Below are 12,119 nucleotides of genomic sequence, written 5' to 3'. Positions count from 1 at the left end.
GACAATCCCGCCCGTGAGAATCCCCTACGAACTTGCGCTGGGCTGGCGCTACACGCGCGCGGGCCGCGCCACGCGGCGCAACGGCTTCATCTCCTTCATCTCGGGCGTGTCGATGCTCGGGATCGCGCTCGGCGTCGCGGCGTTGATCATCGTGCTGTCGGTGATGAACGGCTTCCAGAAGGAAGTGCGCGACCGCATGCTGGGCGTGGTCTCGCATGTGGAGATCTACGGGCCGGGCGGTGCGCCGCTGGCCGACGTCGACAAAACCATGCAGGACGCGCGGCGCAATCCGGACGTGGTCGGCGCGGCGCCCTTCGTCGCGGCCCAGGCGCTGCTCGCGCGCGGCGAGGACATGCGGGGCGCCATCGTGCGCGGCATCGACCCGGCACGCGAAGGGGAGGTCACCGACCTGGCGGCGAGCACGCACCAGGTGCTGGCGCGCCTGCAGCCAGGGCAGTTCGGCATCGTGCTCGGCTCGGAGCTCGCCCGCAACCTGGGCGTGCGCGAGGGCGACCCGGTGACGCTGATCGCGCCGGGCGGGCAGGTGACGCCGGCGGGCGTGGTGCCCCGCCTGAAGCAGATGACGGTGGTCGGCACCTTCGACTCCGGGCATTACGAGTACGACAGCGGCCTGGCGATGATCCACCTCGATGACGCGATGCGCATCTACCGGCTCGAGGCGCCGACCGGCGTGCGCCTGAAGCTGAAGGACCTGCAGCGCGCGCCCGAAGTGGCCGCCGAACTGGCGGACACGCTGCCCGGCCGCCCGCTGGTGCGCGACTGGACGCAGCAGAACCGCAGCTGGTTCGCGGCCGTGCAGGTCGAAAAGCGCATGATGTTCATCATCCTCACGCTGATCGTCGCCGTGGCGGCGTTCAACCTCGTGAGCACGCTGGTGATGACCGTCACCGACAAGCGCGCCGACATCGCGATCCTGCGCACGCTGGGCGCTTCGCCCGCCAGCATCATGGGCATCTTCGTCGTGCAGGGCGCGGCCGTGGGCGTGATCGGCACGCTGGCCGGCCTGTTCCTGGGCCTGCTGGTCGCCTTCAACATCGACGTGATCGTGCCCTTCATCGAGCACCTGTTGCACGTGAGTTTCCTGCCGCGCGACATCTACCTGATCTCGCGCATGCCCAGCGACCCGCAGCAATCGGACATCATGCCCATCGCCGTGATCTCGCTCGTGCTCGCCTTCGTCGCGACCGTCTACCCGAGCTGGCGCGCCAGCCGGGTCAACCCGGCCGAGGCGCTGCGCTATGAGTGAGGCTGCCGTTCTCCAGGCCGAAGGCATCACCAAGCGTTTCCACGAAGGCGAGATCGACGTCGAGGTGCTGCGCGGCATCGACCTGACGGTGCACGCGGGCGAGACCGTGGCGATCGTCGGCGCGTCGGGTTCGGGCAAGAGCACGCTCCTGCACCTGATGGGCGGCCTGGACACGCCCACCAGCGGCACCGTACGCCTGATGGGGCAGGCCTTCTCGCAGCTCGACGCCGCGCAACAGGGTCAGCTGCGCAACCGGCACCTCGGCTTCGTCTACCAGTTCCATCACCTGCTGCCCGAATTCACGGCGCTGGACAACGTGGCGATGCCGCTGCGCATCCGGCGCCTGGAGCCGCAGGAGTGCGCGCGGCAGGCGCAGGAGATGCTTGCCGCCGTCGGCCTCGGACACCGGGTGAAGCACCGGCCCGCCGAACTGTCCGGCGGCGAGCGCCAGCGCGTCGCGATTGCGCGTGCGCTCGTCACGCACCCGGCCTGCGTGATGGCCGACGAGCCCACCGGCAACCTCGACCGGAGCACGGCCGACGTGGTGTTCGACATGATGATCGAGCTCGCGCGCAAGCGCGGGACGGCGTTCATCCTGGTGACGCACGACGACCAGCTCGCACGCCGCTGCGGCCGGATGTTGCATCTGGCCGAAGGAAGACTCGCGGCCTCCAGCTGAACGACTTACGATGCGGGTGGCGGGATCCCCGCCGAGGAGAGCGCCATGGTCGATTCGCAGACCGCCCCGTATGCCGCCCTGTTGCTGCGGTTGTGCCTTGCTGCGATGTTCCTCGCGCATGCGCTGCTGAAGATCCGCGTCTTCACGATTCCCGGCACGGTGAAATTCTTCGAATCGCTCGGCCTGCCGGGCTGGTTCGCCTACGCCACGCTCGCTGCCGAACTCGCCGGTACGGCTTGCCTCCTGCTGGGGATCTGGCCCCGCTACGTGGCGCTGCTGCTCGTGCCGCTGATCCTCGGCACCATCGCGACCGTGCACGGCAAGAACGGATGGCTGTTCAGCAACAAGGACGGCGGCTGGGAATACCCGGCGTTCTGGGCCGCCGCGCTGGTCGCTCTCTTTCTTCTGGGCGACGGGACGGCGGCACTGCTGCCATCCCCGGCACTGCCGCACTGAGGGGTCTTGACGCTGTGTTGCGTCAAAGGATCCGGTTGAACCAGAACACCGACAGCGCGGCCGACAGCAGCGCGAGGGCGGCGGCCGCCATCGCGAAGAGGGCCGAGATCTCCGTCTCCTTCTTCTCGACGGTGAGCTTGGAGCTGAGCGCGTCGTAGACCTTCTTCAGGTCCTGCGCGGTGCCGGCGTAGAAGTACTCGGCATTGGTTTTCTGCGCGATCGCCTTGAGCGTCTCCTCGTCCAGCCGCACGCGCATCGACCAGCCCTCGAAACCGATCGTCTCGCCTTCCACGGTGCCGATGCCGACGGTGTAGACGCGCACGCCGCGATCGGCCGCGAGCTTGGCGGCATCGAGCGGATCGACGCCGGTGGTGCGCTGGCCGTCGGTGAGCATGATGATCGCCGCCGAGGTGTACGAGCCCGGCGCGACCGGCTGGCGGTCCTTCTGCGGCTTCTTCTCGTCGTCCAGCGAGAAGCCCTTCTGGCGGTCGCGCCCGGTCTGCAGCGACTCCAGGGCGATGCCGTCGTCGGGGAACAGCGTCGCCAGCGAGATCACGATCGCGTTGCCGGTGGCCGTGGCACGCTGCAGCTGGAAGCGGTCGATCGCCGTGACCAGGTCTTCACGGTTGGTCGTCGGCAGCTGCGCGACCTGCGCCGAGCCGGCGAAGGCGACGATGCCGACCTTGACATTGCGCGGCAGCTCGCCGATGAAGGACTTCGCCGCGTTCTGCGCCGCCACGAGGCGGCTGGGCAGCACGTCGGTCGCGCGCATGCTGCCCGACACGTCCATCGCCAGGATGATGGTCTGCTGGTTCGACGGCAGCGTCACCACCGCGACCGGGCGCGCCGCGGCCAGCAGCATCGCCGCCATCGCGAACAGGAAGAGCAGCGGCGGGATGTGGCGCTTGAAGCTCTGGCGCGCGCCCATCGCGTCCTTCACGATGGACAGCGAGGCGTAGCGCAGCGCGACCTTCTTGCGCCGGCGCATCAGCCAGACGTACAGCAGCACGAGCAGCGGCAGGGCGGCCGCCAGCCAGAGGAATTGGGGCCAGAGGAAATTCATCATGCCACCTGCAGGTGTGCCGGCAGGCCGCCGCCCGCGGCCAGGCGTGCGCGGCGCTTGCGCATGTCGGCGAAACGCACGACAGCATCGACCAGGTCGCCGTCGGTGGACAGCTCCAGCGCGTCGACACCGGCCTTGACGAAAGCCTCGCGCAGCTCGGCTTCGCGCTGCGCGGCAATGCGCGCGAAGCGCGTGCGAAAGCCCTTGTCGTGCGTGTCCACGAGCAGCTGCTCGCCGGTTTCCGAATCGCGCATCGTGATCATCCCGAGGTCGGGCAGGTCGAGCTCGAGCGGGTCGATCACGCGCACGGCCACCACTTCGTGCCGCTGCGCGAGCATGGCCAGCGGCCTTTCCCAGCCGGGCTCGCTGATGAAGTCGGAAATGATGAAGATGGTGGAGCGGCGCTTCACGAGCGACGCGGCGGCTTCCAGCAGGCCGCGCAACCGGGTCGTGCCCTGCGCCGCCGCGACGGGTCGCTTCTGGATCGTGTCGATCAGGTGGAGCACATGGCGGCGCCCGCCGCGCGTCGGGATCACGCTGTCCACGCCCGAACCGTAGAGCATCGCGCCGACGCGGTTGCCGTGCCGCGTGAGCAGGCGCGCGAGCACGGCGACGAACTCGGCCGAGAGGCCGCGCTTGCGCTGCTCGCCCGAGCCGAAGTCCACGGATGGGCTGAGGTCCACCAGGAACCACGCAGCCATCTCGCGATCTTCCGTGAATTCGCGCACGTGCGGGATTTGCAGGCGGGCGGTGACGTTCCAGTCAATGTGGCGCACGTCGTCGTGGTGCTGGTACTCGCGCAGGTCCGCGAGGTCCAGGCCGGCGCCGCGCAGGAGCGTGCGGTAATCGCCTTGCAGCAGGCCGTCCAGGCGCCGGATGACCGTCCACTCCAGCCGCTTGAGGACGTTCTCGGCAGAGGGACGGGCAGCGAGGGACGAGGCGCCGCCCGGTGCCTCGTCGGCAGTCTTCGTCCCTTTACGCCACCAGCTTTTCATGTTCCAGCGGTCTCGGCGGAGCCGGGATCTTGGCCATGATCTTGCTCACCAGCGCGTCGGGCGAGAGGCCCTCCGACAGCGCCTCGTACGAGAGGACGATGCGGTGGCGCAGCACGTCGGCCACGAGGTCGCTCATGTCCTCCGGCAACACGTACGTGCGGCCGCGCAGCATGGCCAGCGCGCGGGCGCCTTCGGTGAGGTTGATCGTGGCGCGCGGGCTGGCGCCGAAGGTGATGTACCTGCGCAGGTCCTTCAGGCCGTGACGCTCGGGCGTGCGGGTCGCGGAGACCAGTCGCACCGCATACTGCACCAGCGACGGGTCGACGTACACGCGGCGGCATTCGCCCTGCAGCTGCGCGAGCTGCTCGGTCGTCGCGACGGAAGACACCGTGACGGCCGGGCCGGTGACGCGCTCGACGATCACGAACTCCTCCTCGTCCGTCGGATAATCGACCAGCACCTTCATCATGAAGCGGTCCACCTGCGCCTCGGGCAGCGGGTAGGTGCCTTCGGTCTCGATCGGGTTCTGCGTCGCCATCACCAGGAACGGGTTCGGCACCTTGTGCGTTTCGCCGGCGATCGTCACCTGGCGTTCCTGCATCACTTCGAGCAGCGCGCTCTGCACCTTGGCCGGCGCGCGGTTGATTTCGTCGGCCAGCAGGAGATTGGTGAACACCGGGCCCAGCGCCGTGCTGAACTCGCCGGTCTTCTGGTTGTAGATGCGCGTGCCGACCAGGTCGGCCGGCACGAGGTCGGGCGTGAACTGGATGCGCTTGAACTGGCCGCGCATGGTCTGCGCGAGCGTCTTCACCGTCAGCGTCTTCGCCAGGCCCGGCACGCCTTCGACCAGCAGGTGGCCCTGCGCGAGCATGGCGACCATCACGCGCTCCAGAAAGCGGTCCTGTCCCACCACCACGCGCTTGACCTCGTACAGGATCTGTTCCATGAGCTGGGCGGTGTCGCTGTCCTGGCGGGTCGTCGAATTCATGTCTGGGCTCTAAAACGGCGAAAGGCCGGCCGCGGTGGCGGCGTTCTCGATGGGCACGGCGAAGCCGATGCCGATGAAGGTGCGGGCGGGCGTGGGGTTGAGGATCGCGGTGACGATGCCGACCACCTCGCCGTCCATCGTGACGAGCGGCCCGCCGGAATTGCCGGGGTTGGCGGCCGCGTCGAACTGGATGAGGTTGTCCATCTCCTGCTTGCCTTCGGGCGAGCGGAAGGAGCGCTTCAGGCCCGACACGATGCCGCCCGAGGCCGAGGGGCCGATGCCGAACGGGAAACCGATGGCGGCGACCTTGTCGCCCGGCGCGAGGTCGCCGGTCGAGCGCATGGTGGCGGCGATCAGGTCATCGGGAATCTTCTGGGCCTGCAGCACGGCGAGGTCGTTCTCGGGCTGCACGCCGGTGATGGAGGCGTCGGCCTCGAGGCCGTCAAAGAAGGTCACCTTCACATGGTCGGCGCCCGAAATGACGTGCAGGTTGGTGAGGATCACGCCCTTGTCGATGATGACGACGCCCGTACCGACGCCCTGCTCGATTTCCTCGTCGTCATCCTTGCCGTTGCTCTCGCTTTCGAGCGCGGGGCCGAGCGCCTTGGGCTTGGCTTTCAGGCCCTGGTGCGCCTTGTCGATCGCATCGCGCACCCGGCTTTTCTTCACGTAGCTGACCACGCGCACGACCGAGGGGCGGACGTTCTCGTAGGCCTTCGCGTACTCGGACGGGAGCACCTGCGTTTCCATCGTCTTGAGCACGGCCTTGTTGATGTCCTCCTGCGTGATGCGGCGCGGCGCGGGCTTGAGCGCGAGCGTGAGGCTCAGCGCCAGCAGCGTCGCGAGCAGCAGGATCGCCGCCCACAGCAGGCGCGGGCTGGAGAGGTCGATGCGACGGGGTTTCGCGACGGCGACGGCCGCAGGCTCCTGCGCGACGTCGGCCGCCGTGGAAGGCGGCGGGTCGCCCGCCGGGCGCTGGGACCGGCTGGAGCTGTAGAGGGCAGGCCTGCGCATGGGAAACAGGAGTCGAAACGCACGGTATCACGGTTTGGCGCGCTCTGCACGTAGGACGTAGCCCGTTCGGGCATCATCCCGCCATGCCTTTCTGGGTCGATACGCACTGCCACCTGGATGCGCCGGAATTCACGCCCGACCGGGGCGAAGTGCGCGAGCGCGCGCGGCGCGCCGGCGTGGCGCACTGCGTCATCCCCGCCGTGGCGGTCGCCAACTTTTCCGCGGTGCGCGAACTCGCCCACGCGGGCGGCGACAGCTACGGGCTGGGAATCCACCCGATCTGCACGCCCGGCGCAGCGGATGAGGAGCTGGCGCGGCTGGATGAGGCGCTCGCCGCTGCGCGCGACGACTCCCGCCTCGTCGCGGTGGGCGAAATCGGGCTCGACTATTTCCTGCCGCAGCTCGATGGCGAGCGGCAGGAATTCTTTTATCGGGAGCAGCTGGCGCTCGCGCAGCGGCACGGCCTGCCGGTGATCGTCCATGTGCGACGTTCCGCCGACCAGCTGCTCAAGCACCTGCGCCGCATTCCGGTGCGCGGCATCGCGCACGCCTTCAACGGCAGCCTGCAGCAGGCGCAGGAGTTCGCGCGGCTTGGCTTCAAGCTCGGGTTCGGCGGTACCCTGACCTTCGAGCGCGCACAGCAGATCCGCCGGCTCGCGGTGGAGCTGCCGCTCGACGCCATCGTCCTCGAAACCGATTCGCCCGACATCCCGCCGCACTGGTTGTACCGCACGGCCGACGAGCGCGCGGCCGGCGCGCCGCAAGGCCGCAACGAGCCCGGCGAGCTGCCGAAGATCGCGAAGGTGCTGGCGCAGTTGCGCGGGATCGGCGAAGAGGAACTGGCGCACGCGGCGATGCGCAATGCGATCGAGGCTCTGCCGAAACTCGGCCCTTTGCTGTCAGGGTCGTCATCCCGGACCTGATCCGGGATCCGGTAGACATAATCGCCGCCAGTGAAGAAATCCGCGCCGTCCCTTCCCGAAGTCAATTTCTCCGATTACGGCGACGTGCGCTACCTGCACCTCGGCACCGAGTGGGTGCAGGGCTCGATGCGGCTGGACAAGCCGTTCGACATCCACCTCGATTACGTGCAGCGCATGATGGCCTGGCTGCTGTTCGTCGATCCGGATTCGGTGGCCACGCGCCACGCGATGCAGCTCGGGCTCGGTGCGGGCTCGCTCACCAAATTCTGCTGGCGCAAGCTGCGCATGAAGACGACCGCGATCGAGCTGAACCCGCAGGTGATCGCGGCATGCCGGCTGTGGTTCAAATTGCCCGCGGACGACGCGCGCCTGTCGGTGATCCTCGGCGACGCAGCGGAAGTCGCGGCGCACGAGCACTGGCGCGGCCGGGTCGACGCGCTGCAGGTGGATCTCTATGACCAGGAAGCGGCCGCGCCCGTGCTGGACTCCAAGGCGTTCTACGCCGATTGCCGCAGGTTGCTGACCGAGGACGGTTGCATGACGGTGAACCTGTTCGGCCGTTCCTCCAGCTACGACGAGAGCCTGCGCAAGATCGTGACGGTGTTCGGCGAGGAGTGCGTCTGGGCGTTCCGCCCGACGCGCGAGGGCAACACGATCGTGCTGGCGCTGCGCGAGGCGCAGCATCCCGAGCGCGGCGAGCTTGCCCGCCGTGCGGAAACCATCGAAACTCGCTGGGGCCTTCCGGCGCGCAAATGGTTGCGCGTGTTCAAGCCGGTCGGACCCCTGCGCACACGATGACCGCCGCCGCCAAAGCCCGCCCTTCCTCCCGCAGCGTCCCTCAGGGCCCGCTGCACTGGCGTTCGCTCGTCGAGTGGCTGGAACATGACGGCGTGATCAGCGCCGAGGAAGCGAAGCGCACGATCGCCCGCTGCTCGCAGGCCGAGAGCGCGCAGCACCCGCTCGTGCGCCTCGCGGCGGTCGCGATCGCGCGCGCGGCCGACGGCAAGCCGCTGGACATCGAGATGCTCACGCAATGGCTCGCGCAGCGCTCGGGCCTGGACTACCTGCGCATCGACCCGCTCAAGGTGGACGTGGGCAAGGTCGCCGACACGATGAGCGCGGGTTATGCTGAGCGCCACCGCGTGCTGCCGGTGCAGGTCACCTCGGGCGAAGTGGTGGTCGCCACGGCCGATCCCTTCCTCACCGACTGGATCGACGAGGTCGAGCGGCAGTCGCGCCGCACGGTTCGGCGCGTGCTGGCCAACCCGCAGGACATCCATCGCTACACCGCCGAATTTTTCGCGCTCGCGAAATCCGTCCGCGCGGCGCAGAAGGCGGGCGGGAACGCGGGCGCGGCCAGCTTCGAGCAGCTGGTCGAGCTGGGCAAGAACAACAAGCAGCTCGACGCCAACGACCAGGGCGTGGTGCAGGTCGTGGACTGGTTGTGGACCTACGCCTTCGACCAGCGCGCGAGCGACATCCACCTGGAGCCGCGGCGCGAGCAGGGCGTGATCCGCTTCCGCATCGACGGCGTGCTGCATCCGGTCTACCAGATGCCGCTGGCGGTGCTCAACGCGATGACCGCGCGCATCAAGCTGCTCGGGCGCATGGACGTGGTCGAGAAGCGCCGCCCGCAGGACGGACGCATCAAGACGCGCAACCCGCGCGGCGACGAGATCGAGATGCGCCTGTCGACGCTGCCGACGGCTTTCGGCGAAAAGATGGTGATGCGCATCTTCGACCCCGACACGGCGGTGAAGGACCTCGACGCGCTCGGCTTCTCGCAGCACGATGCGCAGCGCTGGGAGCAGCTGGTCAGGCGGCCGCACGGCATCGTGCTCGTCACGGGCCCCACGGGTTCGGGCAAGACCAGCACGCTCTATTCGACGCTCAAGCGCATCGCGACGGAAGAGGTGAACGTGAGCACGGTGGAGGACCCGATCGAAATGATCGAGCCCGCCTTCAACCAGACCCAGGTGCAGTCGCAGCTCGATTTCGGCTTTGCCGAAGGCCTGCGCGCGCTGATGCGGCAGGACCCGGACATCATCATGGTCGGCGAGATCCGCGACCTCGAAACCGCCGAGATGGCCGTGCAGGCCGCGCTCACCGGCCACCTCGTGTTCTCCACGCTGCACACGAACGATGCCCCCTCGGCCATCACGCGCCTGCTCGAGCTGGGCATCCCCGGGTACCTGCTCAACGCGACAGTGACCGGCGTGCTTGCGCAGCGCCTGGTGCGCACGCTGTGCAAGCAGTGCCGCGAGCCCGACGGCACCGCCACGCGCGCGCAGCTGGACACGCTGGTGAAGCCGTGGAAGGTGACGGGCGCCTGGCAGCCCTACAAACCCGTGGGCTGCGTCGACTGCCGCATGACGGGTTTCCTCGGCCGCATGGGCCTGTACGAGTTGCTCACGGTGAGCGAAGCGTTCAAGGAAAAAGTGATCGCCGATCCGTCCATCGACGCACTGCGCCGGCAGGCCGTGGCCGACGGCATGCGGCCGCTGCGCCTGGCGGGGGCGTTGCGCATCGCGGAGGGGCTCACGACGCTCGAGGAGGTGCTGACGGCGACACCGCCGCTCGAGTGAGGTCTTCCGGCTGTAGGTGAAAGCCACAGCAGGCGCCGGCCGCCCTGCCAACCACAATCGCGGCACCGTACTTGTCCTGACGAGGAGAACGACACGTGAGAATCAAGAGTCAGCGCGACTTCTTTTCCGGCCTCATGTTCCTGGCGGTCGGGATCGCGTTTGCATGGGGCGCCACCACCTACAACATCGGCGAGGCCGCGCGCATGGGGCCGGGCTACTTCCCGCTGATGCTGGGCATCGTGCTCGCCGGGCTGGGCGGCTTCATCATCTTCGAATCGCTGGTCGTCGAAACCGAGGACGGCGAGCCGATCGGCCAGTGGGCGTGGAAGCCGCTCGGCTTCGTGGTCGCCGCCAACCTGCTGTTCGGCGTGCTGCTGGGCGGCTTGCCGAGCATCCGGTTGCCGTACATGGGCATGGTCGCCGCGATCGTCGGCCTGACCTTCGTGTCCTCGCTCGCGGGCGACAGGTTCAAGTTCAAGGAGGTGGCGATCCTGTCGATCGTCCTGTGCGTCGGCAGCTGGCTCGCCTTCATCGTGCTGCTCAAGCTGCAGCTCCCGGTGTGGCCCGCGTTCATCTCCGGTTGAAAGGCAGACCATGGACCTCTTTTCCAACCTCGCGACCGGCTTCGGCGTCGCCGCCACTCCGATCAACCTGCTGTATTGCTTCATCGGCTGCCTGCTGGGCACGCTGATCGGCGTGCTGCCCGGCATCGGCCCGGTCGCCACCATCGCGATGCTGTTGCCGGCCACCTACGCGCTGCCGCCGGTGTCGGCGCTGATCATGCTGGCGGGCATCTACTACGGCGCGCAGTACGGCGGGTCCACCACCGCGATCCTCGTGAACCTGCCGGGCGAATCGTCGTCGGTGGTCACCTGCATCGACGGCTACCAGATGGCGCGCCAGGGCCGCGCCGGCCCGGCGCTCGCGGCCGCGGGCCTGGGCTCGTTCTTCGCCGGCTGCGTCGGCACCCTGATCCTCGCCGCGTTCGCGCCGCCGCTGACGGAGCTCGCGTTCAAGTTCGGCCCGGCCGAATACTTCTCGCTGATGATCCTGGGCCTGATCGGCGCGGTGGTGCTGGCCTCGGGCTCGTTGATCAAGGCGATCGCGATGATCGTGCTGGGCCTGCTGCTCGGGCTGGTGGGCACGGACGTGAACTCGGGCGTGGCGCGCTATTCGTTCGACATCCCGGAGCTCACGGACGGCATCGGATTCGTCGTGGTGGCGATGGGCGTGTTCGGCTACGGCGAGATCATCAGCAATCTGTCGGTGCCCGAGGAGCGCCGCGAGGTCTTCACGTCCAAGGTGCAGGGCCTGTGGCCCACCAAGGCGGACTTCAAGGCGATGGTGCCGGCCGTGCTGCGCGGCACCGCGCTGGGATCGATGCTGGGCATCCTGCCCGGCGGCGGCGCGCTGCTCGCCTCGTTCGCGTCCTATGCGTTCGAGAAGAAGATGCCGTCGAAACCGGGCGAGATCGAGTTCGGCAAGGGCAACATCCGCGGCGTCGCCTCGCCGGAGTCGGCCAACAACGCCGGCGCGCAGACCTCGTTCATCCCGCTGCTCACGCTGGGCATCCCGCCCAACGCCGTGATGGCGCTGATGGTCGGCGCGATGACCATCCACAACATCCAGCCCGGCCCGCAGGTGATGACCAGCAACCCGCAGCTGTTCTGGGGCCTGATCGCCTCGATGTGGCTGGGCAACCTGATGCTGATCGTCCTGAACCTCCCGCTGATCGGCATGTGGATCAAGCTGCTCACGGTGCCGTACCGCTGGCTGTTTCCGGCGATCGTGCTGTTCTGCGCGATGGGCGTGTACTCGACCAACAACAACACCTTCGACGTGTGGATGGTCGGCGCCTTCGGCGTCATCGGCTACCTGTTCATCAAGCTCGGGTGCGAACCCGCCCCGCTGCTGCTCGGCTTCATTCTCGGCCCGATGATGGAGGAGAACCTGCGGCGCGCGCTGCTGCTCTCGCGCGGCGACTGGGGCGTGTTCGTCACGCGGCCGCTCTCCGCGGGCCTGCTGACCGGCGCACTCGCGCTGCTGGTGATCGTGGCGCTGCCCTCGATCAAGGCCAAGCGCGAAGAGGCGTTCGTGGAAGACTGAGGCGAGCATCGCGAAACGAGACGGCGCCCGCGGGCGCCGTTTT

12 protein-coding genes are annotated in these 12,119 nt (G+C 68.4%); 8 read left to right on the top strand and 4 right to left on the bottom strand.

Annotation, left to right across the window (positions count from 1 at the left end):
• The first annotated feature begins 13 nt into the window (after nt 1-13).
• The 3 genes from AC3EF3_RS15195 to AC3EF3_RS15185 are packed head-to-tail and all read left to right on the top strand — an operon-like array spanning nt 14 to nt 2,402.
• A complete protein-coding gene (locus tag AC3EF3_RS15195) occupies nt 14-1,267 on the top strand; it encodes a lipoprotein-releasing ABC transporter permease subunit (RefSeq protein ID WP_488532982.1) in 1,254 nt (417 codons plus the stop codon).
• Complete coding sequence (lolD, locus tag AC3EF3_RS15190; protein ID WP_488532981.1) at nt 1,260-1,946, top strand: lipoprotein-releasing ABC transporter ATP-binding protein LolD; 687 nt, start codon at nt 1,260-1,262, stop codon at nt 1,944-1,946. The genes AC3EF3_RS15195 and lolD overlap by 8 nt, the downstream gene beginning before the upstream one ends.
• Nucleotides 1,947-1,991: 45 nt before the next feature.
• Nucleotides 1,992-2,402 carry a DoxX family protein gene (locus AC3EF3_RS15185; RefSeq protein ID WP_488532980.1) on the top strand — a complete coding sequence of 137 codons (411 nt, stop codon included), beginning with the start codon at nt 1,992-1,994 and terminating at the stop codon, nt 2,400-2,402.
• Nucleotides 2,403-2,424: 22 nt separating this feature from the next.
• On the opposite strand, the gene AC3EF3_RS15180 is transcribed toward AC3EF3_RS15185, so the two are convergent.
• Genes AC3EF3_RS15180 through AC3EF3_RS15165 form a run of 4 tightly spaced genes read right to left on the bottom strand, consistent with a single transcriptional unit; the run spans nt 2,425 to nt 6,462 of the window.
• The gene (locus tag AC3EF3_RS15180) at nt 2,425-3,465 is read right to left on the bottom strand and encodes a VWA domain-containing protein (protein WP_488533807.1); all 1,041 of its coding nucleotides are present in this window, start codon (nt 3,463-3,465) and stop codon (nt 2,425-2,427) included.
• Nucleotides 3,465-4,460 (bottom strand): DUF58 domain-containing protein, encoded by a 996-nt coding sequence (locus tag AC3EF3_RS15175; RefSeq protein WP_488532979.1) that lies wholly within the window; start codon nt 4,458-4,460, stop codon nt 3,465-3,467. The genes AC3EF3_RS15180 and AC3EF3_RS15175 overlap by 1 nt, the downstream gene beginning before the upstream one ends.
• Nucleotides 4,441-5,448, bottom strand: a complete 1,008-nt coding sequence (locus tag AC3EF3_RS15170; RefSeq protein ID WP_488532978.1) for an AAA family ATPase — start codon at nt 5,446-5,448, stop codon at nt 4,441-4,443. The genes AC3EF3_RS15175 and AC3EF3_RS15170 overlap by 20 nt, the downstream gene beginning before the upstream one ends.
• A gap of 9 nt (nt 5,449-5,457) precedes the next feature.
• Nucleotides 5,458-6,462: a S1C family serine protease gene (locus tag AC3EF3_RS15165; RefSeq protein ID WP_488532977.1), complete on the bottom strand. Its 1,005-nt coding sequence runs from the start codon at nt 6,460-6,462 to the stop codon at nt 5,458-5,460.
• A gap of 83 nt (nt 6,463-6,545) precedes the next feature.
• Here AC3EF3_RS15165 and AC3EF3_RS15160 point away from each other — a divergent pair, with 83 nt between their 5' ends.
• From AC3EF3_RS15160 to AC3EF3_RS15140, 5 genes are all read left to right on the top strand, one after another.
• Nucleotides 6,546-7,385: a TatD family hydrolase gene (locus AC3EF3_RS15160; protein ID WP_488532976.1), complete on the top strand. Its 840-nt coding sequence runs from the start codon at nt 6,546-6,548 to the stop codon at nt 7,383-7,385.
• A gap of 30 nt (nt 7,386-7,415) precedes the next feature.
• A complete protein-coding gene (locus tag AC3EF3_RS15155) occupies nt 7,416-8,183 on the top strand; it encodes a spermine/spermidine synthase domain-containing protein (RefSeq protein WP_488532975.1) in 768 nt (255 codons plus the stop codon).
• Nucleotides 8,180-9,970, top strand: a complete 1,791-nt coding sequence (gene tfpB / locus AC3EF3_RS15150; protein ID WP_488532974.1) for a type IV pilus assembly ATPase TfpB — start codon at nt 8,180-8,182, stop codon at nt 9,968-9,970. The genes AC3EF3_RS15155 and tfpB overlap by 4 nt, the downstream gene beginning before the upstream one ends.
• Nucleotides 9,971-10,065: 95 nt before the next feature.
• The gene (locus AC3EF3_RS15145; protein ID WP_488532973.1) at nt 10,066-10,554 is read left to right on the top strand and encodes a tripartite tricarboxylate transporter TctB family protein; all 489 of its coding nucleotides are present in this window, start codon (nt 10,066-10,068) and stop codon (nt 10,552-10,554) included.
• Nucleotides 10,555-10,564: 10 nt separating this feature from the next.
• Nucleotides 10,565-12,076 carry a tripartite tricarboxylate transporter permease gene (locus AC3EF3_RS15140; RefSeq protein WP_488532972.1) on the top strand — a complete coding sequence of 504 codons (1,512 nt, stop codon included), beginning with the start codon at nt 10,565-10,567 and terminating at the stop codon, nt 12,074-12,076.
• Nucleotides 12,077-12,119: the final 43 nt, after the last annotated feature.

This window comes from Ramlibacter sp. GS1-15 (assembly GCF_057785015.1).
The sequence above is the reverse complement of the archived record's forward strand: the minus strand, read 5'-3'. Positions and strand labels throughout refer to the sequence as shown.